Source organism: Micromonospora sp. NPDC127501 (assembly GCF_040302185.1).
In the GTDB taxonomy this organism is placed as follows: Bacteria; Actinomycetota; Actinomycetes; order Mycobacteriales; family Micromonosporaceae; genus Micromonospora.
Map to the genome: position 1 here is coordinate 260557 of NZ_JBEORJ010000010.1, position 23019 is coordinate 283575.

General features: G+C 70.2%; 20 protein-coding genes and 1 pseudogene. 16 read left to right on the plus strand and 5 right to left on the minus strand.

The window, feature by feature from the left end:
* The first annotated feature begins 99 nt into the window (after positions 1-99).
* The 3 genes from ABTW72_RS23290 (at position 100) to ABTW72_RS23300 (ending at position 3245) form a co-directional block, all read left to right on the plus strand.
* Positions 100-930: a 3'(2'),5'-bisphosphate nucleotidase CysQ gene (locus ABTW72_RS23290; RefSeq protein ID WP_091394622.1), complete on the plus strand. Its 831-nt coding sequence runs from the start codon at positions 100-102 to the stop codon at positions 928-930.
* A 75-nt stretch (positions 931-1005) separates the two neighbouring features.
* Complete coding sequence (gene cysD, locus ABTW72_RS23295) at positions 1006-1917, plus strand: sulfate adenylyltransferase subunit CysD (protein WP_350861786.1); 912 nt, start codon at positions 1006-1008, stop codon at positions 1915-1917.
* Positions 1917-3245 carry a sulfate adenylyltransferase subunit 1 gene (locus tag ABTW72_RS23300; protein ID WP_502892236.1) on the plus strand — a complete coding sequence of 443 codons (1329 nt, stop codon included), beginning with the start codon at positions 1917-1919 and terminating at the stop codon, positions 3243-3245. The genes cysD and ABTW72_RS23300 overlap by 1 nt, the downstream gene beginning before the upstream one ends.
* 336 nt (positions 3246-3581) lie before the next feature.
* Here the strand turns inward: ABTW72_RS23300 and galK are convergent, their stop codons facing one another.
* Both galK and galE read right to left on the minus strand, forming a co-directional pair.
* Positions 3582-4751: a galactokinase gene (gene galK / locus ABTW72_RS23305; RefSeq protein WP_350861788.1), complete on the minus strand. Its 1170-nt coding sequence runs from the start codon at positions 4749-4751 to the stop codon at positions 3582-3584.
* Positions 4748-5731 (minus strand): UDP-glucose 4-epimerase GalE, encoded by a 984-nt coding sequence (gene galE, locus ABTW72_RS23310; RefSeq protein WP_350861790.1) that lies wholly within the window; start codon positions 5729-5731, stop codon positions 4748-4750. Before galE ends, galK begins: the two co-directional genes overlap by 4 nt.
* 195 nt (positions 5732-5926) lie before the next feature.
* Between galE and ABTW72_RS23315 the strand changes: the two are divergent.
* The 6 genes and pseudogenes from ABTW72_RS23315 to ABTW72_RS23340 all read left to right on the plus strand — a co-directional run.
* Positions 5927-6931 (plus strand): annotated as a pseudogene (locus ABTW72_RS23315) (hemolysin family protein); the annotation flags it as partial.
* A 243-nt stretch (positions 6932-7174) separates the two neighbouring features.
* Positions 7175-8200, plus strand: a complete 1026-nt coding sequence (gene trpS, locus ABTW72_RS23320; RefSeq protein WP_350861792.1) for a tryptophan--tRNA ligase — start codon at positions 7175-7177, stop codon at positions 8198-8200.
* Between the two features lie 25 nt (positions 8201-8225).
* Positions 8226-8795 (plus strand): 2'-5' RNA ligase family protein, encoded by a 570-nt coding sequence (locus ABTW72_RS23325; RefSeq protein WP_502892237.1) that lies wholly within the window; start codon positions 8226-8228, stop codon positions 8793-8795.
* Positions 8796-8904: 109 nt separating this feature from the next.
* Positions 8905-9831, plus strand: coding sequence for a YihY/virulence factor BrkB family protein (locus tag ABTW72_RS23330; protein WP_350861796.1), 927 nt, complete (start codon positions 8905-8907; stop codon positions 9829-9831).
* Complete coding sequence (locus tag ABTW72_RS23335) at positions 9831-10217, plus strand: GntR family transcriptional regulator (RefSeq protein ID WP_091394595.1); 387 nt, start codon at positions 9831-9833, stop codon at positions 10215-10217. Before ABTW72_RS23330 ends, ABTW72_RS23335 begins: the two co-directional genes overlap by 1 nt.
* An 81-nt stretch (positions 10218-10298) precedes the next feature.
* Entirely contained in the window at positions 10299-10736 is a 438-nt protein-coding gene (locus ABTW72_RS23340) for a hypothetical protein (protein WP_091394593.1), read from the plus strand.
* A gap of 4 nt (positions 10737-10740) precedes the next feature.
* Here ABTW72_RS23340 and ABTW72_RS23345 read toward each other — a convergent pair whose 3' ends face one another.
* From ABTW72_RS23345 to ABTW72_RS23355, 3 genes are all read right to left on the minus strand, one after another.
* Positions 10741-11112: a VOC family protein gene (locus tag ABTW72_RS23345; protein ID WP_112673983.1), complete on the minus strand. Its 372-nt coding sequence runs from the start codon at positions 11110-11112 to the stop codon at positions 10741-10743.
* A 208-nt stretch (positions 11113-11320) separates the two neighbouring features.
* Complete coding sequence (locus ABTW72_RS23350) at positions 11321-12955, minus strand: glycoside hydrolase family 13 protein (RefSeq protein WP_350861799.1); 1635 nt, start codon at positions 12953-12955, stop codon at positions 11321-11323.
* Between the two features lie 32 nt (positions 12956-12987).
* Entirely contained in the window at positions 12988-14034 is a 1047-nt protein-coding gene (locus ABTW72_RS23355) for a LacI family DNA-binding transcriptional regulator (RefSeq protein WP_350861801.1), read from the minus strand.
* A 199-nt stretch (positions 14035-14233) separates the two neighbouring features.
* On the opposite strand from ABTW72_RS23355, the gene ABTW72_RS23360 reads away from it, so the two are divergent.
* From ABTW72_RS23360 to ABTW72_RS23390, 7 genes are all read left to right on the plus strand, one after another.
* The gene (locus tag ABTW72_RS23360; protein WP_350861803.1) at positions 14234-15484 is read left to right on the plus strand and encodes a sugar ABC transporter substrate-binding protein; all 1251 of its coding nucleotides are present in this window, start codon (positions 14234-14236) and stop codon (positions 15482-15484) included.
* Positions 15484-17124 carry an ABC transporter permease subunit gene (locus tag ABTW72_RS23365; RefSeq protein ID WP_350861805.1) on the plus strand — a complete coding sequence of 547 codons (1641 nt, stop codon included), beginning with the start codon at positions 15484-15486 and terminating at the stop codon, positions 17122-17124. The genes ABTW72_RS23360 and ABTW72_RS23365 overlap by 1 nt, the downstream gene beginning before the upstream one ends.
* Positions 17121-18050, plus strand: a complete 930-nt coding sequence (locus tag ABTW72_RS23370) for a sugar ABC transporter permease (RefSeq protein WP_350861807.1) — start codon at positions 17121-17123, stop codon at positions 18048-18050. The genes ABTW72_RS23365 and ABTW72_RS23370 overlap by 4 nt, the downstream gene beginning before the upstream one ends.
* 86 nt (positions 18051-18136) lie before the next feature.
* Positions 18137-18478 carry a hypothetical protein gene (locus ABTW72_RS23375; RefSeq protein WP_091397247.1) on the plus strand — a complete coding sequence of 114 codons (342 nt, stop codon included), beginning with the start codon at positions 18137-18139 and terminating at the stop codon, positions 18476-18478.
* Between the two features lie 277 nt (positions 18479-18755).
* Positions 18756-19823, plus strand: a complete 1068-nt coding sequence (locus ABTW72_RS23380) for a BMP family lipoprotein (RefSeq protein WP_091394574.1) — start codon at positions 18756-18758, stop codon at positions 19821-19823.
* 250 nt (positions 19824-20073) lie between these two features.
* Positions 20074-21648, plus strand: coding sequence for an ABC transporter ATP-binding protein (locus tag ABTW72_RS23385; RefSeq protein WP_350861844.1), 1575 nt, complete (start codon positions 20074-20076; stop codon positions 21646-21648).
* A complete protein-coding gene (locus ABTW72_RS23390) occupies positions 21645-23018 on the plus strand; it encodes an ABC transporter permease (protein ID WP_124856388.1) in 1374 nt (457 codons plus the stop codon). The genes ABTW72_RS23385 and ABTW72_RS23390 overlap by 4 nt, the downstream gene beginning before the upstream one ends.
* Position 23019: the final 1 nt, after the last annotated feature.

Sequence of the window (23019 nt, forward strand, 5' to 3'; positions counted from 1 at the left end):
GGCCGGTAGTCTGCGCCTTTCAGCGTGCCGCGACCGGCGACGCGAGTCGCGGCGGATCGGCCCGTGCGGGCAGCGCGGCGAGGCGACGGGAGCGGACAGATGAGCAGTCCTCCGATGATCGATGGCGCGTTCGCCCGATGGTTGGCCTCCCGGGCCGGGCAGGCGCTGCTCGACCTGCGCACGGAGATGGGTTTCGCTGACGCCGGCGCGCTGAAGTCGGCCGGGGACAAGGTGTCGCACGACCTGATCCGCACGGAGTTGGCGAAGTGGCGTCCGGGTGACGCGGTGCTCTCCGAGGAGGACGAGGGGTCGCGGTTGGCCTGGGCCGCGGAGGTGAACACCGGAGCGGTGTCGCGGTTGAACGCGGACCGGGTGTGGATCGTCGACCCGTTGGACGGCACCCGGGAGTTCTCCGAGGAGGGCCGCTCGGACTGGGCGGTGCACGTGGCGCTCTGGGCGCGCAACGCGCCGAGCCCGCACGGGCTGGTCGCCGGGGCGGTGGGGTTGCCGGCGCAGCACCGGGTGCTGGGCACGGACTACCCGCCGGCGTACCCGCCGATGACCGTGGAGGCGGCGACGGCCGGCGAGCGGAAGATCCGCCTGGCCGCGAGCCGGAGCCGGCCGCCGGTCTTCCTGACCGATCTGGCCGAGGACGTCGGGGCGCACCTGGTGCCGATGGGCTCCGCCGGAGCGAAAATCGCCGCCGTGGTCACCGGCGAGGTGGACGCGTACATCCACGCAGGTGGGCAGTACGAGTGGGACTCGGCGGCCCCGATCGCTGTGGCGACGGCCACCGGACTGCACGCTTCCCGGATCGACGGTTCTGCGCTGAAATACAACGAGGCGGATCCGCGGCTGCCCGACCTCCTGGTCTGCCGCAAGGATCTCGCCACCCGGTTGCTTGCAGCGTTGCAGAAACATTCCGGGTAGCCTGAGCGAACTTTCTTGACATGCCCGACCGGAAAGGTCTGGAAATCGGATGAGCGAGCGAATCGAGCCGGTGTCATGACCACCCCCGCGGCGTACCAGGTCTCCCACCTGGATGCCTTGGAAGCGGAGAGCATCTTCGTGATGCGCGAGGTGGTCGCCGAGATGGAACGCCCGGTGATGCTCTTCTCCGGTGGCAAGGACTCGATCGTCATGCTGCGGCTCGCGCAGAAGGCGTTCGCCCCGGCCAACGTCCCCTTCCCGGTCATGCACGTCGACACCGGGCACAACTTCCCCGAGGTCCTGGAATACCGCGACCAACGGGTCGCCGAACTGGGGTTGCAACTCGTGGTGGCGAGCGTGCCGGAGGCCCTGGCCAGCGGATTGGTCCGCGAGTCCGGTGACGGCATGCGCAACCGGATCCAGACACCGGTGCTGCTGGACGCGGTGGAGAAGCACCGCTTCGACGCCCTGTTCGGCGGCGCCCGCCGGGACGAGGAGAAGGCTCGGGCGAAGGAGCGGGTGTTCAGCTTCCGCGACGAGTTCGGTCAGTGGGACCCGAAGAACCAGCGGCCGGAGCTGTGGTCGCTGTACAACGGCCGGCACCACCCGGGCGAGTCGATCCGGGTCTTCCCGCTGTCCAACTGGACCGAGCTGGACGTCTGGCACTACATCGCCCGGGAGCGCATCCCGCTGCCGTCGATCTACTACGCGCACGAGCGCGAGGTGATCGAGCGGGACGGCATGTTCTACGCCGTCAACGAGTTCTTCCGCCCCCGCGCGGGTGAGGAGCGGTTCAAGGCACAGGTGCGTTACCGCACCGTCGGCGACGCCTCCTGCACCGCCGCGGTCCGTTCCGACGCGGACACCGTGGAGAAGGTCATCGAGGAGGTGGCGGCCACCCGGATCACCGAGCGCGGTGCCACCCGTGGTGACGACCGGGTCAGTGAGGCCGCCATGGAGGACCGCAAGCGGGAGGGCTACTTCTGATGAGCACCGAGATCGTGGCATCCGCGAATGCGCAGGCCCGGGCTGTCACCGGGGCCGGGCCGGAGGCCCGGGCGATGGACCTGCTGCGGTTCGCCACCGCCGGCAGCGTGGACGACGGGAAGTCGACCCTGATCGGGCGGCTGCTCTACGACACCAAGTCGCTCTTCACCGACCAGTTGGCCGCCGTGGAGGCGGTCAGCGCGGCCCGCGGTGACGAATACACCAACCTGGCGTTGCTCACCGACGGTCTGCGTGCCGAGCGGGAGCAGGGCATCACCATCGACGTGGCGTACCGGTACTTCGCCACCCCCCGGCGCAAGTTCATCATCGCCGACACCCCGGGGCACATCCAGTACACCCGCAACATGGTCACCGGGGCATCGACCGCGGACCTGGCGTTGATCCTGGTGGACGCGCGCAAGGGCCTCGTCGAGCAGTCTCGCCGGCACGCGTTCCTCTGCTCCCTGCTGCGGGTGCCGCACCTGGTCCTCTGTGTCAACAAGATGGACCTGGTCGACTGGTCGCAGGAGGTCTACGAGCGGATCGCCGACGAGTTCACAGCGTTCGCGGCGAAGCTCGACGTACCGGACCTGACCGTGGTGCCGGTCTCCGCGTTGCGTGGCGACAACATCGTCACCCGGTCGGACAACATGCCCTGGTACGAGGGCCCGTCGCTGCTGCACCACCTGGAGCGGGTGCACATCGCCAGCGACCGCAACCTGGTCGACGTCCGGTTCCCGGTGCAGTACGTGATCCGTCCGCAGTCCACCACGGTCACCGACTACCGCGGCTACGCCGGCCAGGTCGCCTCCGGCGTGCTGAAGCCGGGTGACGAGGTGATGGTGCTGCCCTCCGGCTTCACCAGCCGGATAGCCGCCGTGGAGACCGCCGACGGACCGGTTCCGGAGGCGTTCCCGCCGATGTCGGTGACGGTACGACTGGCCGACGAGATCGACATCTCGCGGGGTGACCTGATCTGCCGGCCGAACAACGCGCCGGCGGTGGCCCAGGACATCGAGGCGATGGTCTGCTGGATGGACGAGACGGCCCCGCTGCGGGTCGGCGGCCGGTACGCGATCAAGCACACCACCCGGTCGGCACGGGCGATCGTGCGCGGGCTGCACTACCGGCTGGACATCAACTCCCTGCACCGCGACGAGTCCGCCGACGAACTACGGCTCAACGAGATCGGCCGGGTGCGACTGCGCACGACGGTGCCGCTGCTGGCCGACGAGTACCGCCGTAACCGCACCACCGGCGGCTTCGTCATCATCGACGAGGCGACCAACCGCACGGTAGGCGCCGCCATGATCGTCGAAGCCAGCTAGCCCCGACCCACCGGCTCGCCCGCCGTCCCCGGCCCGTGCGCTGGCCAGCCCGCGCCCGCCGCCGGCCCGCCGGCCCACCCGCCCGCAAGATCGTGCACGATCCAGGAAGTAGTGGCCTCGCCCAACGGGCGAGGCCACTACTTCCATGAACAAGCACGATCTCCATCCCCGCTCCCACCCGGCCCCGTCGCCCCGCCGCCCCCCCGCTCCCTGCCTGCGGCGGGTGATCAAGAGATTCGCGTCAGAATTCGGGCTCGAATTGACGCAAACCTCTTGATCACCGGCTGGAGCGGAGGTGGACCGGCGGGGCGGGTGGGGGTGGGGTGGGGGTGGGGGTCAGGGCAGGCGGGTGGCGCCGGGGGAGGGGAGGACGGTCACGGTGCCGGGGGCGGTGAAACCTCGTTGCGCGTACGCGTCGGTCACGGCGGCGGCTACCGCGTCGGCACGGTCTGCCTCGATCAGTGCGAGCACGCAGCCGCCGAAGCCGCCGCCGGTCATCCGGGCACCCAGCGCACCGGCTGCCAACGCTGCCTCGACCGCGGTATCGATCTCCGGCACGGTGATCTCGAAGTCGTCGCGCATCGAGACGTGGGAGGCCGTCAGCAGTGGGCCGATGTCACGGACCCGCGCGGCGCGGAGCAGCGCCACCGTGTCCAGCACGCGCTGGTCCTCGGTCACCACGTGCCGGACCCGTCGCCGGGTCTCCTCGTCGTCGAGCCGCCCCAATGCGGCGTCGAGCTGGTCGATGCTCACGTCCCGCAGCGCGCTGACACCGAGCGCACTGGCCCCGGCCTCGCAGGAGCGGCGGCGGGCCGCGTACTCCCCGTCGGCGTGGCGGTGCGGCGCCCGGCTGTCGACGACCAGCACCGCCAGCCCGTCGGCGTCCAGGTCGAACGGGATGTGCTCGACCGACTCGTCGCGACAGTCCAGGAAGAGTGCGTGCCCAGCGCGGCAACGGATCGCCGCGGACTGGTCCATGATGCCGGTCGGCGCGCCCACGTAGACGTTCTCCGCCCGCTGCGCCAGCCGGGGTTGCAGTTCCGGGGCGAGCTCCAGCTCGCCGAGGTCGAGCAGGGCCGCCAGCACAGCCGACTCCAGCGCGGCCGAGGAGGAGAGCCCGGCGCCCAGCGGCACGTCGGAGGCGATCGCCAGCCGGGCGCCCGGCACCTGGTGACCGGCCTCGCGCAGCGCCCAGACCACACCCGCGACGTACGCGCCCCAGCCGGTGACCCGACCCGGCTCGGCGACGTCGTCCGCGCCGAAGGTGATGGCCTCGCCGGAGAGCTCGGACCAAACCGTCCAGTGCTCCCCGTCCTGCCGGTCGGCCGCGACGACGGTACGCATCGGCAGCGCGAACGGCAGCACGAAGCCTTCGTTGTAGTCGGTGTGCTCACCGATCAGGTTGACCCGCCCAGGGGCCGCCCAGCGGCCGGCAGCCTCGGCACCGAACTGCTCCGAGAAGCCGGCCGCAGCCCGCTCGGCGACATCACCGCTCGGATGGGTCATGACTGCCCCAGGATGTGCGTGCGGTAGAACGCCCAGGCATCCCCGACCATGTCGTGCAGGGTCGGCTTCTGCGGCACCCAGCCCAGCTCGTCGCGGGCCAGTGCGGACGATGCCACCAACTCGGCCGGGTCGCCCTCGCGGCGCGGCGCGACCTCGACGGGCAGTTGGTGCCCGGTGACCTCGCGGACCACGTCGACGACCTGGCGGTTGGTGAAGCCGTTGCCGTTGCCCAGGTTGTAGATGCGGTGCTGACCGCCGGTGGCCGCGTCCAGCGCCAGCAGATGCGCGCGGGCCAGGTCGGCGACGTGGATGTAGTCGCGGACGCAGGTGCCGTCCACGGTGGGGTAGTCGTCCCCGAAGAGCTGGAGCTTCTCCCGCCGGCCGGCGGCGACGTCCAGCGCGATCGGGATCAGGTGCGTCTCCGGGTCGTGCCGCTCGCCGAGCGTGATGTCGCCGTCGAGGTGGGCGCCGGCCACGTTGAAGTAGCGCAGCGACACGGCGGCCAGCCCGTGCGCGATCGCCTCGGAGGTGAGTGCCATGTCGACGGCGAGTTTGGTGGCGCCGTACGTGTTGGTGGGTGCCTTGACCGCGTTTTCGGTGATGGGCAGCTCGGTGGGGTTGCCGTAGACGGCGGCGGTGGAGGAGAAGACCATCCGGGGCACCCCGGCGGCCCGGACCGCGTCGATCAGGGCGAGCGTGCCGATGGTGTTGTTGTGCCAGTACAGCTCCGGCTTGACCATCGACTCGCCGGCGGCGATCAGGGCTGCGAAGTGCAGCACTCCGTCGAACCCGGCGTCCGCGGTGACGACCTGGGCGGCGTCGTGGATGGACGCCTCCACGTGGGTGGCGTCCGGGGCGAGGGCCTCGCGGTGGCCGGTGCGCAGGTCGTCCAGGATGACCACCTGGTGACCCGCGTCCAGCAGCATCCGGGTCACCACGCTCCCGATGAAGCCGGCGCCCCCGGTGACGAGCAGTTTCACGTCGTTGCCTCCTGCCTGGCCCGCCCGGGACGTGGCCCTCCGGTGATCACACTAGGGCGGTGGCCGGCGCTCTCGCCGTCGCCACCGTCAACCCCATTCCATCATAATCTCTCATGATTAAACAGAGCCGAACATCCGTCCGCCGCTCCGCCTGATCCCCGGTGCGGTGGGCCCACGGTGTCTACCATCTCTGTCATGCGGGAAGCGGCCCGTACCGGGCTCCGGCGACACGCGCGGGCACACCCCCGCCGCGACCCTGGCCCGCTCGCCCGGGCCGTCGCCCGGGTGCTGGTTCGCGCCGCGGACGGCGCCACCCGACTCGTCACCGATCTGCTCGGGACCGGTCCGACGGCCGGCCGGGAGCACATCTCCGAGGCCGACCTGCGGGACCTGGTCGCGGCGAACACGGTGCTCGACCCGGACGAGCGGCGGATCATCGACGAGGTCCTGGTGGCCGGTGCCAGTCTGATCCGCGAGGTGATGATGCCGCGCACCGAGGTGGTCTTCCTCCCGGCGCGGCTGACCATCGTCGAAGCCGCCCGACTGGTCCGCGCCGAAACGCACACCCGTTACCCGGTCACCGACGGCACGCACGACGACGTGGTCGGCTTCGTGCACCTCCGTGACGTACTGCTGCGCCCGGACGCCGACCCGTGCGTCACCGTCGGCGAGTTGGCCCGGGAGGTGAAGCGGCTCCCGGGCAGCAAACGGGTGCTCGCCGCGCTGACCGAGATGCGCCGGGAGGGTCAGCACCTCGCGGTGGTGGTCGACGAGTACGGCGGCACGGCCGGGATCGTCACCCTGGAGGACCTCATCGAGGAGTTGATCGGCGAGATCCACGACGAGTACGACGCCACCCCGGACCCGGTGCACGCCGGCCTGCCCGCCGTGGTGGACGGCCGCCTCAACCTCGCTGACTTCGCCGAGCGGACCGGTGTGGCACTGCCCGCCGGACCGTACGAGACGGTGGGCGGGTTCGTCATGGCCGCGCTGGGCCGGCTGCCGGTGCCCGGCGACGAGGTGCCGGTGCCAGGTGAGCCCGCCGAGGTCGGCGCGCCCGATCCGGCCGAGCTGCCGACCGGCTGGCTGCTGCGGGTACTCACGTTGGACGGCCGCCGGGTGGCCCAAATCGCGGTCTCCGCCGCCCGCACCGAGCAGCACCGCGAGCAGAGCACCGAACAGCACGCCGGGTCGGGCCGCGAGCAGAGCACCGAGCCGGGCACCGGGCGGCGCCGCCGGTACGACTCCGCGTCGGCCTCGGCCGGCGGCCCCGAGCCTGCCCGGGAGGCGATGGCGGGGCAGCACCGCCGGGTCGCGGTCGGGCCGACGCGCCGGGTCGGCGCGGGCGAACCACGCGAGGTCAGCACCCCGGCACCGGCGGGCCGGAGCCGACCCGCCGGCCCGTCATGACGGACCAGGTTGCTTGCTGACAGAATTATCGCCATGTCCGACGTTCCCGCCCGGCCCCGCGTCTTCTCCGGCATCCAGCCGACAGCCGACTCGTTCCACCTCGGCAACTATCTCGGCGCGGTGCGGCACTGGGTGGCGCTACAGGACACCCACGACGCGTTCTACTGCGTGGTGGACCTGCACGCCATCACCGCGGGGCACGATCCGGCGCTGCTGCGCCAGCGGACCCGGGTGGCCGCGGCCCAGCTCTTCGCGGTCGGGCTCGACCCGGAACGCAGCACCCTGTTCGTCCAGTCGCAGGTGCCCGAGCACCCGCAGCTGGCCTGGGTGCTCGGCTGCATCACCGGCTTCGGCGAGGCCAGTCGGATGACCCAGTTCAAGGACAAGTCGCAGAAGCAGGGCAACGAGCGGGCCAGCGTCGGGCTGTTCACCTATCCGGTCCTCCAGGCCGCCGACATCCTGCTCTACCAGGCCAACGCGGTCCCGGTCGGCGAGGACCAGCGCCAGCACCTGGAGCTCTCCCGGGATCTGGCCCAGCGCTTCAACTCGCTGTTCGGCGCTACTTTCACGGTGCCCGCGCCGCACATCGTCAAGGACACTGCCAAGATCACCGACCTGCAGGACCCGACCGCGAAGATGTCGAAGTCGTCGTCCTCGCCGGCCGGCATCATCGACCTGCTCGACGATCCGGCCCGGTCCGCGAAGAAGATCCGTTCGGCGGTGACCGACACCGGTCGGGAGATCGTGTTCGATGCCGAGACCAAGCCGGGTGTGTCCAACCTGTTGACCATCTACTCGGCGCTCAGCGGCCGCGGCATCGACGAGCTGGTGGCCGCGTACGCGGGCCGTGGCTACGGCGATCTGAAGAAGGAGCTGGCCGAGGTGGTGACGGACTTCGTCCGGCCGATCCAGGAGCGCACCCGCGGCTATCTCGACGATCCGGCGCAGTTGGACAAGCTGCTCGCGGCCGGCGCGGAGAAGGCCCGTGCGGTGGCCGCGACGACCCTGCGGTCCGCGTACGAGCGGGTCGGGTTCTTCCCGCCCGTGCGCGGCGAGTAGCTCCGCGGTACAGGTGGACGGCTCGGTGGTCGGAGGGGCGGCGCGCAGCGTGGATCGCAGTGGCGGGACGCCGCCGACCGGCGACACCATCCAGATCGGCATCGCGGTGGACATCCCCGAGCCGTGGGGTGCCCTGCTCACCCGACGGCGGGTCGAGGCCGGCGATCCGCTGGCGGTGCCCGCGCACGTGACGTTGCTCGGGCCCACCGAGATCCGGACGGCCAACCTGCCGGCGGTCGAGCGGCACCTGGCCGCCGTCGCCGCCGCGCACCTGCCGTTCACGCTGCACCTGCGGGGCACCGGTACGTTCCGTCCGGTCACCCAGGTGGTGTTCGTCGCGGTGGCCGCCGGGATCAGTGAGTGCGAGCTGCTGGCCGCGGCCATCGCCGCGGCGCCGGGCCTGCACCGCGAGCTCCGGTTCCCGTACCATCCGCACGTCACAGTGGCTCAGGACGTGGCACCGGAGGCCCTGGACAGGGTGTACGAGGATCTGGCCGACTTCTCCGCGATGTTCGAGGTCGACGGGTTCACCCTCTTCTCGCACAGCGGGCAGGCCAGGTGGCAGCCGCGTCGGGACTTCTGCCTCGGCAACTGAAGCACCGGCAACCGAACCGCCAGCACCTGAAGCACCGGCGACGCTCCGGCCGGCGAGCATCGGGAGCTGGTTGCCACTACAGCGGTGGGAGATCGGCGAGGATGATCGCGTGAACGTGATCGGCCGGATCGAGGCGGGCATCGACCGCTGGGTGAGCGCCGCGCGCCACCGGTCGGGGCTCTTCGATCATGTGTGGCGGGCGGGCGTGCTGTACGGCGAGGTGCTGGCCGGCCGACTGGCCGCCGCCATCGCCTACTACGGCTTCTTCGCCGTGTTCGCCCTCGCCCTGGTCGCGTTCTCCATCTTCGGGGCGATCCTGGAGGACAACGACGAGGTCAGCGCGGCGGCGGCCGACTTCCTCAAGGAGAATCTGCCGTTCCTGGACGCCGAGCAGATCGCCAACTCCAGCGGCACGGTCGGTGTGGTCGGCCTGATCATCCTGGTCTTCACCGGGATCGGTTGGGTCGAGGCCATCCGGTCCTCGCAGCGGTTGATGTACCAGCTCAACCAGCAGCCGGGCAATCTGGTGGTGCGGCGGCTCGTCGACCTGGGCGTGATGATCGGCGTCTTCGTGCTGCTCGGCGTCTCGGTCGCGGCGGTGGACGCGTTGGAGTCGCTGCTGCGTTTCCTGCTGCGCAGCACCGGGTCGGTGGGTCTGACCACCATCAGCGCGGTGCTCAGCGTGCTGGTCAACACCGTGCTCGCCACCGCGTTGCTGCTGGCCGTGCCCCGGCTGCGGATGAGCCGCTCCCGGCTGCGCCCGGTGGTGGTGCTGGTGGCGGTCGGCATCACGCTGCTGAACACCGTCGGGCGGTACTACGTGGTGCGGACCGAGCGGAACCCGGCGTACACCGTGGTGGCCGGCGCCGTCGGTCTGCTGCTCTACCTCTACCTGCTCAACCAGTTGGTGCTGTTCGGCGCGGCGCTCCTGGCGACCAGCACCAACGGCCGAGTGGTGGACCTGGCGGAGACCCCCGCCCCACCGAAGGACGTCGACGAGGGCATCGACCCCGGTGCGCCGGGCGGTGCGGGCTGATGACGGAAGGCGCACAGGTGCTGATCTCGGTCGACCCGGACTCGTCGGTGCCCCCGTACGAGCAGGTGCGCGTGCAGCTCGCCGAGCTGATCGGCGACGGCCGGTTGCCGGTGGGCAGCCGACTGCCCACCGTGCGGCAGCTCGCCGCCGACCTGCGGTTGGCCGCGAACACGGTGGCCCGCGCCTACCGGGAGCTGGAGGCGGCCGGGCTGTTGGAAACCCGGGGGCGCAACGGCACCTTCGTCGCCCCCGGGCGGGACGACGCCGTCGACCGGTTGCAGCGGGCGGCGGCCGGCTACGCGGCGGAGGCGGCCCGGCTCGGCGTGCCGCCGGCCACCGCGCTCGCCCTGGTCCGCGCCGCCCTGGACGCGGTCCGCCCCGGCTGACCGGCCGCCGATCGACCGTCGGACGGGCGATAACTGAGCAGAACCGCGTCGGCGCTCGCGTTCGCGGACCATGATGAGCCGGTGGGCGCACTCATGACACTGGACCTGCCGGCGGATTCACCGCTCCTCGGCCTGCCATGGATCATCACTTTCGGTCCGCTCGGTGATCTCGACGAGTGGGAGCCGGTGGTCTGCGGGCCGTACGAGCGACCGCACGCGTTGGCCCTGGCCGAGGCGGTGGTGGCCGAGGAGCAGTTGATGGCCGTGGTGGAGCCGTTGCTGCCGGCGCTGTCCGCTGACGAGATCCGCAGCGAGATCGCCGCCGCGCAGGTCGCCGCCGAGGACGAGGCCCGCCAGGTGGAGGGGGCCGACCTGTACGGGGACTTCGAGGACGTGATCGACGAGGAGTTGGACGCGGCAGCCGACGAGGCCGGCCACGGTGAGCCCGCCGAACCACCGGACGAGGCCGAGGTACGCGCCGGCTTCACCCGGATCGCGGCGTTGCTCACCGCGAAGTGAGACGTCAGCGGGTCGGCGCGCGGTCCAGCACGCAGAACTCGTTGCCCTCGGGATCGGCGAGCACCGTGAACTGTTCGGCCCCGGTCTGCCCGACGTCGACCTGCCGCGCGCCGAGGCTCAGCAGCCGCCGTACCTCGGACTGGGGGTCCGTGTCCGCGACCAGGTCGAGGTGCAGCCGGTTCTTGCCCCGCTTGGCGGTGCCCGAGCCCTGCAACCACACGGTGGGCGCGGCGGCGGACGGCTGCCCCGGCGGCCAGAGCTTGGCGCTGCCGTCGTCGCCCTTCTCGACCTCGTAGCCGAGCGCCGCGGACCAGAACGAGACCATCAGGTCCAGGTCCTCGACGTCGAGCGTGCACTGGGCGATCCGTACCACCATGGGGGTCACCTCCGTAGTGATGGTTCCCGATCCGGTACCCCCGCCATCTGCGGATCTAACCACCGGCGGCACACGGACACCGGCGCCACGCGGAGCGGACTCCGCGCGGCGCCGGTGGCACCTCACCCCCCACCACAAGGGGCCGGTAGCCCAGTCGCCCGTCGGCGCGGGGCACGACGAACGACCAGGTCGAGAACGAGTTACCCGTTCAGCGCCGTTCCAACCAGACTGCCGCGTCAATTGGCAGCAGTTGGCCGGAGCCCTGTTCGGTGAGCTCGTCGCTGGCGACGAGCGGCTGACCGTACCCGTCGATCAGGACCGGCGCGCCGCTGAAGTTGACCACGCAGGTCAGCACGGTCGCGCCTGCGGAGCGGGAGAAGGCCAGCACGCCCGGCTCGCTCTCCTGCCAGGTGACCCCGTCGGCGTCGAGGGCGAGCGCGGGATGAACCTGGCGGATCCGCAGCGCGGTCCGGTACAGCTCCAGGGTCGAGCCGGGCACGCCGGTCTGCGCCGTGACGGACAGCGCCTGCCAGAGCGCCGGGGCGGGTAGCCAGCTCAGCTCACTGCCGGCCGGCCCGAAGCCGTACGGGGCCAGCTCGCCGCTCCACGGGATGGGCACCCGGCAGCCGTCGCGGCTCTCGCCGGTGCGCAGGAACGCCGGGTCCTGGCGCAGCTCGTCGGGGAGGTCGAGAACCTCCGGCAGGCCCAGTTCCTCGCCCTGGTAGAGGTAGGCGCAGCCGGGCAGGGCGAGCATCAGCAGGCTGGCGGCCCGGGCCCGGCGCAGCCCTTCGACGCCGTCGCCGTACCGGGTGACGTGCCGCTGCTTGTCGTGGTTGGACAGCACCCAGGTGGTCGGCGCCCCGACGACTGTCGCCTCGGCCAACGCGGTGTCGATCACCTTGTGGAACGAGTCGGCCGACCAGGTGGCGTCGAGGAAGTCGAAGCTGAACGCCTGGTGCAACTCGTCCGGGCCGATGTAGCGGGCCAGGCGTTGTGGCGTCTCGGCCCACGCCTCGGCGACCGCCATCCGACCGCCCGGGTAGCTGTCCAGGATGGGCCGCCAGGCCCGGTAGATCTCGTGCACCTCGTCCTGGTCGAAGTACGGCAGCCGGCCCTTGCCGAGCAGTTCGACCTGGCGCTGGCCGGTGGTCGCCGAGCTGAAGCCGACGTCCGGCAGCCCTTCCGCCTTGATCATGCCGTGCGCCACGTCGACACGGAATCCGTCGACGCCCCGGTCCAGCCAGAACCGCAGCACGTCCTCGAACTCAGTGCGGACCTCCGGGTGACGCCAGTTCAGGTCCGGCTGCGACGGGTCGAACAGGTGCAGATACCACTGACCGTCAACGACCCGGGTCCAGGCGGGGCCGCCGAAGATGCTCTCCCAGTCGTTCGGCGGCAACTCGCCGTGCGCGCCCTGACCGTCCGCGAAGAGGTAGCGGGCCCGCTCCGGTGAGCCGGGGCCGGCGGCGAGCGCCGCGGTGAACCAGTGGTGCGCGCTGGAGGTGTGGTTGGGCACCAGGTCGACGATGATCCGCAGGCCGTGCGCGTGCGCGTCGGTGATCATCGCGTCGAAGTCGGCGAGGGTGCCGAACATCGGGTCGACGTCCCGGTAGTCGGCCACGTCGTACCCGCCGTCGATCATCGGCGAGGTGTAGAAGGGGGTCAGCCAGAGCGCGTCCACCCCGAGGTCGCGCAGGTACGGCAGGCGTTGCCGGATCCCCTGGAGGTCGCCGGTGCCGTCGCCGTCGCTGTCGGCGAAGCTGCGGACGTACACCTGATAGACGACCGCGGAGCGCCACCAGTCGTCGTCGGTGGTGTGCGGCGGGGTGGCGGTGCTGATCATTCGAGCAATATGCCGGCCCGCCGCTGCAAGAGTCAAGCAGATCTTGCGTAAGACAGGCGTGCGGAACTCGGCGCGACAGCTGTGGAGCCGCGCACCACCAGCTCCGGGCGGAACAGGTACTCCGAGTGCGGGGCGCCGTGCCCGTTGATCTCGTCCACCAGCGCGCGGACGGCGGCCACCGCCATCGCGGTGACCGGTTGCCGCATGGTGGTCAGCGGCGGGTCGGTGAAGGCCATCAGCGGGGAGTCGTCGTAGCCGACCACGGAGAGCCCCTCGGGGACGTCGAGGCCGCGTTGGCGGGCGGCCCGGATCGCGCCGAGCGCCATCAGGTCGGAGCCGCAGACCACACCGGTGACGCCGCGGTCCAGCAGGCGACCCGCCGCCGCCTCGCCACCCTCCACTCCGAACAGTGACAGCTCGGCCAGCGGGCCCAGGTCGGCTTCGGCGACGCCGGCCAGCCGGGTCATCGCGGAGCGCCAGCCGGCCACCTTGCGCTGCACCGGGACGAACCGGTCCGGGCCGGTGATCAGGCCGATCCGTCGGTGCCCGAGCGCGACCAGGTGGGCGACGGCCAGTTCGGCCGCCTCCCGGTCGTCGCACGAGACGAAGGGCGCGCCGATGCCGGGGACGTACCCGTTGATCATCACGACCGGCAACGGCCGGGCGAGCAGCGCCCGGTAGCGGTCGTGGTTGGCGGCCGTGTCGGCGTGCAGACCGGAGACGAAGACGATCCCGGAAACCTGCCGGTCCAGCAGCATCTCCACGTACTCGTCCTCGGTCACGCCGCCGGCGGTCTGGGTGCAGAGCACCGGGGTGAACCCGCTCTGCGCCAGAGTGGACTCGATGACCTGGGCGAAGGCGGGGAAGATCGGGTTGTCCAACTCCGGCACCACCAGGCCGACCAGCCCGGCGCTGCGCTTACGCAGCCGGGCCGGCCGCTCGTACCCGAGCACGTCGAGGGCGGTGAGGACGGCCTGCCGGGTCTCGGGGGCCACGCCGGGGCGGTCGTTGAGCACCCGCGACACCGTGGCCTCGCTGACTTCGGCCTGCTGGGCGATGTCGGACAGTCGAGCGCGCATGGCGGCACTTTAGCCCACCGGCAAGTTCTTGCGGGGTGCTCTGCAAGCCCTTCCATTGCTTGCAACGTCTTGCTAACGTCCCCGCAACATGCGAGAGCAGCGGCGCAGCATCCATGCGCCGGTTGGCAAGAACTTCCAGAGGTTTCCACTGGCGGGCCGCCCTTCCCCCGGCGGACCCGCCATGACGACAGGAGCACCGATGCGCATCCGTACCGCGGGTGTGGTCGCCCTCTTCGCCCTGGCGCTCGCCGCCTCAGGCTGCGGTGGCGACAGCGACGAGCCGGCCGCGAAGGACACCCCCAAGGCCGCCGGCGGCAAACTGGTGATCTGGGCGGACGACAAGCGGACCGCCGCCCTCAAGCCGTTCGTCGAGAAGTTCGGCCAGGAGAACGGCGTCACCGTCGAGGTCCAGGCCGTCCCGAACGAGGACCTTCAGAACAACTTCGTGACCGTGTCGAGCCAGGGCGGCGGCCCGGACGTGGTGGTCGGCGCGCACGACTGGATCGGCAACCTGGTCCAGAACGGTGCCATCGACCCGGTGCAGCTGTCCGACGCGCAGAAGGCCGCCTTCAACGAGACCGCCGTCAAGGCCGTCACGTTCAACGGCCAGCTCTACGGCGTGCCCTATGCCCAGGAGAACCTGGCGCTGATCCGCAACACCGAACTGGCCCCCGAGGCACCGAAGACGATCGAGGACCTGGTCGCCACCGGCAAGCAGCTCAAGGCGCAGAAGAAGGTCACCGAGACGCTCTGCCTCCAGGTCGGCCAGAAGGGCGACGCGTACCACATCTACCCGCTGTACACCTCGGCCGGCGGTTACCTCTTCGGCACCACCGCGAACGGCGACTACGACCCGAAGGACCTGGGCGTGGGCAAGCCGGAGTCGATCGCCGCGTTCAAGAAGATCGCCGCGCTCGGGGAGAAGGGCGAGGGCGTGCTGAAGCGCTCGATCGCCGACACCAACTCGACAGCCACCTTCACCGGCAAGAAGTGCGCCTTCCTGGTCTCCGGGCCGTGGGCCACCGCCGACGTGAAGAAGGCCGGCATCACGTACGACGTCTCCGCCGTTCCCGGCTTCGCCGGCGGGAAGGCGGCCGCGCCGTTCGTGGGCGTCCAGTCCTTCTACGTGGCGGCCAAGGGCAAGAACAAGGCTCTCGCCCAGGAGTTCGTCGCCAACTACGTCACCACACCGGAGCTGGCCGTGGCGCTCTACCAGGCCGACCCGCGCCCGCCGGCGCTGACCGCCGCACTGGACCAGGTCAAGAGCAGCGACCCGGACCTGGCCAAGTTCATCGAGGCCGGCAAGAACGGTCAGGTGCTCCCGGCCATCCCGGCCATGGCCGCGATCTGGGACCCGTTCGGCAAGGCCGAGGCCGCCGTCATCGGCGGCGCCGACCCGACCAGCACGGTTACCGCGGCCGGCAAGACGATCGCCGGTTCGATCAAGTAATGAGCACGCCGCTGTCCGGCCCGGGGTCTGCCCAGCAGGCCCCGGGCCGGGGGCCCGTCCGCACCGGGTCCCCGCGCACCTCCCGTACCGCGCGGAACCACGCGCCGATCACCGCGGCCGGCCTCGCCGCGAAGGTGATCCTGCTCGGCCTGGTGGCCGGGATCGCGATCTGGGCGGCCTTCCCGCTCGTGGCGGCCGAAAAGTGGGTCGGGCTGGCGGTGCTGGTGCTGACCACCGCCGCACTGTTCTATCTGTACCTGGGCCGCCGGCACGTCCCGGCGAAGTACCTCATCCCCGGCACGCTCTTCCTGATCGCCTTCCAGGTCGTGCCGGTGCTCTACACCGCGAGCACTGCCTTCACCAACTTCGGCGACGGCCACCGCGGCAGCAAGGACGACGCGATCGTCGCGATCCAGAGCTCCTCGGTCAAGCAGGTCCCGGGGTCCACCCAGTACCCGTTGTCGGTCGCCACCAAGGGCGACCCGGCCACCGGCGCCCTGGTCTTCCTGATCACCAAGCCGGGAACCGACACGGTCTCCGTCGGCGACGCTGGTGGCCTTCGCCCGCTCGATCCCGGCGCGGCCACCGTCGGCCCCGGTGGGAAGGTCACCGCGGCCGACGGCTACACCGTGCTGAACTTCGGCCAGGCCAGCGCCCGCAGCAAGGACATCACGGACCTGGTGGTGCCGACTGCCGGAGGCGCGCTGCGCTCGTCCGGCCTGTCCCGGGCGTACGAGGGCAAGGCCGTCCGGGCGTACGACGCCGGCTGCGACTGCGTCAAGGACAGCGACAGCGGCAAGACCTGGACCGCGGACGGCGAGGTCGGCGCGTTCGTCGCCGCCGACGGCGAGCGGCTGGCCCAGGGTTGGAGGGTGAACGTCGGGCTGTCGAACTTCACCCGGGTGCTCACCGACGAGCGGATCTCCGGGCCGTTCCTCGGCACGCTGATCTGGAACTTCGCCTTCGCCATCGGCTCCACCGGTGGCACGTTCATCCTCGGCATGTTGATCGCCCTGGCGCTGCACTCGCCCCGAATGCGGGGCACCAACCTCTACCGGATGCTGCTGATCCTGCCGTACGCCATGCCGTCCTTCGCGATGCTGCTGGTCTGGCGGGACATGTTCAACACCGACTTCGGGCTGATCAACAACCTGTTCGGGCTCAGCGTCGACTGGTTCGGGCAGGACTGGTCGGCCCGCGCTGCGGTGATCCTGGTGCAGCTCTGGCTCGGCTACCCGTACATGTTCCTGGTGGCCACCGGCGCGCTACAGGCCATCCCACGGGAGCTGACAGAGGCCACCTCGGTCGACGGGGCGTCACGCTGGCAGTCGTTCCGGGCGGTCACCCTGCCGCTGCTGCTGGTCGCGCTCTCGCCGCTGCTGATCTCGTCGTTCGCGTTCAACTTCAACAACTTCAACGCGATCTACCTGACCACCGAGGGCGCGCCGTTCCCGGCGGACAACCCCAGCAACGGCGCCACCGACCTGCTGATCACCTACACCTACCGGCTGGCGTTCGGTGGGCAGGCCGCACAGTTCGGCTTCGCCGCGGCGATCTCGCTGTTCATCTTCGCCATCGTCGCGGTGGTGTCGGCGGTCAGCTTCCGGCGGACCCGCCAACAGGAGGAGGTGTATGCATGACCATGCTCACCGGCGCCGCCGTCACGGGCGGCGCGAACGGCCCGGCGGCGGTCAACCGCAACGCGGGCAGGCGTAAGAAGCGATGGTTCGCCGAGGTCGGCTGGCGGCACCTGGTCGGCCTGCTCGGCGTGCTGTTCAGTCTCTTTCCGCTCGTCTTCGTCGTCTCGGCGGCGCTCAATCCGCTCGGCACCCTGTCGTCCACCGAGTTGGTGCCGACCAGCGGGGTGTCGTTGGAGAACTTCGGGAATCTGTTCGCGCGCACCGAATTCGCCAACTGGTTCCTGAACTCGCTGCTCATCGCCGGTGGGGCCGCGTTCGCCTCGGTCTTCCTCTCCGCGCTCGCGGCGTACGCCTTCTCCCGGATGCGGTTCCAGGGGCGACGGGTGGGGTTGCTGTCACTGCTGTTGATCCAGATGTTCCCGCAGTTCCTGGCGATCGTTGCGATCTTCCTGATCTTCGGCACGATCACCGACCTGTGGCCGGAGATCGGCTTCAACACCCCGTGGGGTCTGTTGCTGCTCTACCTGGGTGGCGCGCTGGGCGTGAACACCTGGCTGATGAAGGGCTTCTTCGACACCCTGCCCCGGGAGCTGGACGAGTCGGCCACCGTGGACGGCGCCTCACACGCCCAGGTCTTCTTCCGGATCATGCTGCCGTTGGTGGCCCCGATCCTCGCGGTGACCGGGCTGCTCGCCTTCATCAACACCATCAACGAGTTCCTGATGGCGAGCGTCTTCCTCACCGACACGGACGCCAAGACCCTCGCCGTCGGCATGCGGGGCATGTTGCAGGGCGGCGAGCGGAACACCAACTTCGGGATCTTCGCGGCCGGCACCCTGCTGACCGCGATCCCGACGGTGCTGGTCTTCCAGTTCCTCCAGCGGTACATCGTCTCCGGACTCACCTCCGGCGCCGTGAAGGGATAGGTCGTCGACGGTGGCCGGGCGGCTGGACGCGCCGACCGGCCCACCCCACTACTACAAAGTGTCGTTGATGGGGGAGGATGGGCGGCGTGGAAGCACTCCGACTCATCCTTCTCTACGTCCATCTGATCGGGTTCGCCCTGCTGCTCGGCGGATCGATCGCCCAGTACGCCAGCGGTCGGCTGCGGATCAATCCGGCCATGCTGTGGGGCGCGGTGATCCAGTTGCTGACCGGGCTCGGCCTCTCCGCGCCGCTGCGCGACGGCGACGAGCCGGCACCGGCAAAACTTGTGACGAAGTTGGTGATCGCGCTGCTGATCTTCGTCATGGTCTTCTTCTCCCGGAAGCGGGACGTGGTCAACCGCGGTCATTTCCTCGCGATCGTCGGTTTGACCCTGGTCAACGCGGCGGTCGCGGTCTTCTGGCGGTAACGTCCGAGGAGGAAAACGCCTCCAGAAAACGGACGTTGCGGACGCCATGGCGCTCGGTTACCAGCACGAAGAGTGACTTGCCCCACGCAAGGGTTACACCCGGGTAACAGGCGCTCAACAGTCGTGCACGATTGTCGGCCGGTGGGTGGACGCGGGCGTACGCTCCCGTCCGTAACGTGGGACAGCCGGCGGCACACCCGCAGGTCGGCTGATGGGCTGCCACCGCACAAGGCGCGGTGTGCAATGGGAAGGAGACGTCTTGCGCTCGGTGCGTGGGATGCGGATCGCCTCGATCTTCGCGGTTGGTGGGCTCGCGCTCACCGCCGCCGCTTGTGGCGAGGCGCCCAAGGATGACAACAACGCCGGCAGTGGCGCCAAGAAGTTCAGCGCCTGCATGGTGACCGACGTCGGCGGCATCGACGACAAGTCGTTCAACGCTTCGGCCTGGAAGGGCCTGCAGGAGGCCAAGGCCGCCAACGACAACATCGACATCAAGTACGTCGCGTCGAAGGCCGAGGCCGACTACGAGCCGAACCTGACGCAGTTCGTCAACCAGAAGTGCGACTTCATCCTGGCGGTCGGTGGCCTGATGGGCGACGCCACCTCGAAGATCGCGAAGGCGAACCCGAACCAGCAGTTCGGCATCGTCGACGCGAACCCGGGTGACGCCAACGTCTACCCGATGCAGTTCGACACCGCCCAGGCCGCGTTCCAGGCGGGCTACCTGGCCGCCGGGATGAGCAAGAGCGGCAAGGTCGGCACCTACGGTGCCGTGCCGATCCCGCCGGTGACCATCTTCATGGACGGTTTCGTCGACGGTGTGAAGTACTTCAACACCACCAAGGGCAAGAACGTCCAGGCCCTGGGCTGGAACAAGGAGACCCAGAAGGGCTCCTTCTCCAACGCCTTCGACAAGCAGGACGAGGGCAAGAAGGTCTCCGACGCGCTGGTCGCCCAGGGCGCGGACATCATCATGCCGGTCGCCGGCGGCTCCGGCCTCGGCACCACCGCCGCGGCCAAGGCGTCGGGTGGCAAGTACAGCACCATCTGGGTGGACGTCGACGGCTGCGAGAGCACCCCGGACTGCTCCGCGATCGTGACCACCGTGGTCAAGAACATCCCGGAGGCCGTCAAGGAGGCCGTGGTCAAGGCCGCCGGTGGCGAGAAGCTGGAGGCCAAGCCGGGCTTCGTCGGCACCCTGGCCAACACCGGTGTCTCGATCGCCCCGTACCACGACTTCGACAGCAAGGTTCCGGCCGAGCTGAAGGCCGAGGTCGACAAGATCAAGGCGGACATCGCCGCCGGCACCATCACCGTCACCTCGAAGGCCCAGCCGACCAAGTGACACCCGGCCGGCCGCTCCGGTGAGATCATCGGGAGGCCGGCGGGGGACAGGTACGACCCGATCGGCCGCTCCGGCCCTGCGGATACCCCGCGGGGTCGGAGCGGCCGATCGCGCACCACGGCGGCCGGTCCGGTCCGGCCGGTACGACGGCAGCTAGGCTGCACCATCGCTCGCACTCCAGGAGGTTGCGCTGAGACTCGAACTGCGCGGCATCACCAAGCGGTTCGGTGATCTGGTCGCCAACGATCACATCGACCTGACGGTGGAGCCTGGAGAGATTCACGCCCTTCTCGGCGAGAACGGCGCGGGCAAGTCGACCCTGATGAACGTGCTCTACGGGCTCTACCAGCCCGACGAGGGCGAGATCCTGGTCGACGGCAAGCCGCTGAAGCTGAAGGGCCCGTCCGACGCGATCGGGGCCGGGATCGGCATGGTGCACCAGCACTTCATGCTGGTGCCGGTCTTCACCGTCACCGAAAACATCATGCTCGGCGCCGAGCAGATCAGGGGCGGCATCGCCGGCTTCCTGGATCGGCGGCGGGCCCGGCGCGAGGTCACCGAGGTGTCCGAGCGCTACAACCTGCGGGTCGACCCGGACGCGGTGATCGAGGACCTGCCGGTCGGCATCCAGCAACGCGTCGAGATCGTCAAGGCGCTCACCCGTGACGTCGACCTGCTCATCCTGGACGAGCCGACCGCGGTGCTCACCCCCCAGGAGACCGAGGAGTTGCTGACGGTCATGCGGTCGCTCAAGGCGGCCGGCAAGTCGATCGTCTTCATCACCCACAAGCTCGGCGAGGTCAAGGCCATCGCCGACCGGATCACCGTGATCCGACGCGGAAAGACCGTCGGCACCGCCTCGCCGGAGGCCAGCAGGGACGAGCTGGCCGCGTTGATGGTCGGGCGCAACGTCCGGCTCACCGTGGACAAGACCCCGGCCACGCCGGGGGAGCCGGTGCTGGAGGTGGCCGGGCTGGTCGTCGACGACGACCGGCAGATCCGCGCGGTCGACGGCGTCGACCTGACCGTGCGCGCGGGCGAGGTGCTCGGCGTGGCGGGCGTACAGGGCAACGGTCAGACCGAGCTGATCGAGGCGATCATGGGCCTGCGCCCGGCGCTCGCCGGCACGATCAGCCTGGCCGGCGACCGGATCAACGGCTGGAAGCCCAAGAAGGTGCTCCGGGCGGGCGTCGGTTACGTGCCCGAGGACCGCAGCGTGGACGGCCTGATCAAGGAGTTCAGCGTCGCGGAGAACCTGGTGCTGGACATCTACGACCGGCCGCCGTTCGGTGCCGGGCTCGCGCTGAAGCCGGACGCGATCGCCGCCTCCGCGAAGGAGCGGATCGAGCAGTTCGACGTTCGCACCTCATCGGCCGACGCGGCGGTGGGCACCCTCTCCGGCGGCAATCAGCAGAAGGTGATCGTGGCCCGGGAGCTGTCCCGGCCGCTGAAGCTCTTCATCGCCGCCCAGCCGACCCGTGGCGTCGACGTCGGGTCGATCGAGTTCATCCACAGCCAGGTCATCCGCGAACGAGACATCGGCACCGCCGTTCTGGTGGTCTCCAGCGAACTCGACGAGGTGATCGGGTTGGCCGACCGGATCGCGGTGATGTACCGCGGCCGGATCATCGGCATCGTCGGCCCGGACACCCCGCGTGAGGAGATCGGTCTGCTGATGGCCGGCATCAGCCCGGACGCGGCCCACGACGCGATCGCAGCACCCGCCGCCGACAAGCCCGGAGCGACGACCGCCGCCGACAGTCCCGGCGTGGCAGATGGGAGCCCGGCGAGCGACGCAGGCTCCGCGAGCGAGGACGAGGCATGACCAACCCCAACCCGCAGTCCGGCTCCCCGGACAAGGAGCCGGCGAGCGAGGCGCAGGCCGCGCAGAACGCGCTCGGCAACACCGAACGCGCCGAGGTGGCGACCGAGCCGGACCGCTCGGTGGCGAAACCGGGCCCGGAGCCGGAGCCGAAGCCGAGCCTGGGCCGGTTGTTCCTGGACAACCTCTGGGCGGCCAACACCTTCACGGTGACCCTGCTGTCGTTGGTGCTGGCGATCGTGGTCGGCGCGGTGCTGATGATCATCTCTGATCCCGACGTGCTCTCCACCTACTCGTACATCACCTCCCGCCCGTCCGACGCGATCAACTCCAGCTGGACGCTCGTCAGCGAGGCGTACGCGAACCTGTTCAAGGGCTCGATCTTCGACCCCGAGGCGTTCTCCGGCTGGTTGAACGGCGCCAACGGCTGGCAGGCCGTGCTCGCACCGATCTCGGAGACGCTGACCTACGCGGCACCGCTGGTCTTCACCGGCCTGTCCGTGGCGCTGGCGTTCCGGGGCGGCCTGTTCAACATCGGCGCCCAGGGTCAGGCCACCATCGGCGTGATCATGGCGGCGCTGGCCGGCTTCCTGCTGCCGCTGCCGCCCGGCCTGCACCTGCTGGTGGCGGTGCTGGCCGGCGCGCTGGGCGGAGCGATCTGGGGTTTCATCCCCGGCATCCTCAAGGCCCGTGCCGGCGCACACGAGGTGATCAACACGATCATGCTCAACTACGTCGCCACGTACTTCCTCACCTGGTTGATCGTGCAGAACGGGGTGCAGGACCCGAACCGTACCGACGCGATCAGCAAGGCGGTGGACAGCTCCGCCCAGCTGCCCCGACTGCTCGGCGACAACCTGCGGGTGCACGCCGGCATCCTGCTCGCCGTGCTGGCCACCTGGGCGGTCGCCTGGCTGCTCAACCGCTCGACGCTCGGCTTCGAGCTGCGCGCGGTCGGCGCCAACCCGGACGCCGCCCGGACCGCGGGCATCAGCGTCACCCGGACGTACATCCTGATCATGGTCTTCGCCGGAATCCTGGCGGGCCTCGGCGGCTCGAACATGGTGCTCGGCTCCACCGCCAGCGCGTTGACCCCGCTGGTGGTCGCGCAGATCGGCTTCGACGGCATCCTGGTGGCGCTGCTCGGGCGGGTGAAGCCCTGGGGTGTGCTGCTGGCCGCGCTGCTGTTCGGGGCGTTGCAGGCCGGTGGTAACCGGATGCAGTCGTACTCCGGGATCTCGCTGGAGCTGGTGACCGTGCTCCAGGCGCTGATCGTCATCTTCATCGCCGCACCGGCCCTGGTGAAGGCGATCTTCCAGCTCCGGGCCGCGCGCGCCGCCCGGTTGCAGACGAGCCTGGCGAAGGGCTGGTAAC

Bases quoted from the DNA above. Each gene is read 5' to 3' on its own strand.
- ABTW72_RS23355 (WP_350861801.1), bottom strand. From the start codon at position 14,034: ATGCGCGCTCGACTGTCCGACATCGCCCAGCAGGCCGAAGTCAGCGAG.
- ABTW72_RS23370 (WP_350861807.1), top strand. From the start codon at position 17,121: ATGACCATGCTCACCGGCGCCGCCGTCACGGGCGGCGCGAACGGCCCG.
- galK (WP_350861788.1), bottom strand. From the start codon at position 4,751: ATGACCCATCCGAGCGGTGATGTCGCCGAGCGGGCTGCGGCCGGCTTC.
- cysD (WP_350861786.1), top strand. From the start codon at position 1,006: ATGACCACCCCCGCGGCGTACCAGGTCTCCCACCTGGATGCCTTGGAA.
- ABTW72_RS23380 (WP_091394574.1), top strand. From the start codon at position 18,756: ATGCGGATCGCCTCGATCTTCGCGGTTGGTGGGCTCGCGCTCACCGCC.
- ABTW72_RS23365 (WP_350861805.1), top strand. From the start codon at position 15,484: ATGAGCACGCCGCTGTCCGGCCCGGGGTCTGCCCAGCAGGCCCCGGGC.
- ABTW72_RS23360 (WP_350861803.1), top strand. From the start codon at position 14,234: ATGCGCATCCGTACCGCGGGTGTGGTCGCCCTCTTCGCCCTGGCGCTC.
- ABTW72_RS23335 (WP_091394595.1), top strand. From the start codon at position 9,831: ATGACGGAAGGCGCACAGGTGCTGATCTCGGTCGACCCGGACTCGTCG.
- ABTW72_RS23345 (WP_112673983.1), bottom strand. From the start codon at position 11,112: ATGGTGGTACGGATCGCCCAGTGCACGCTCGACGTCGAGGACCTGGAC.
- trpS (WP_350861792.1), top strand. From the start codon at position 7,175: ATGTCCGACGTTCCCGCCCGGCCCCGCGTCTTCTCCGGCATCCAGCCG.
- ABTW72_RS23290 (WP_091394622.1), top strand. From the start codon at position 100: ATGAGCAGTCCTCCGATGATCGATGGCGCGTTCGCCCGATGGTTGGCC.
- ABTW72_RS23350 (WP_350861799.1), bottom strand. From the start codon at position 12,955: ATGATCAGCACCGCCACCCCGCCGCACACCACCGACGACGACTGGTGG.
- ABTW72_RS23390 (WP_124856388.1), top strand. From the start codon at position 21,645: ATGACCAACCCCAACCCGCAGTCCGGCTCCCCGGACAAGGAGCCGGCG.
- ABTW72_RS23300 (WP_502892236.1), top strand. From the start codon at position 1,917: ATGAGCACCGAGATCGTGGCATCCGCGAATGCGCAGGCCCGGGCTGTC.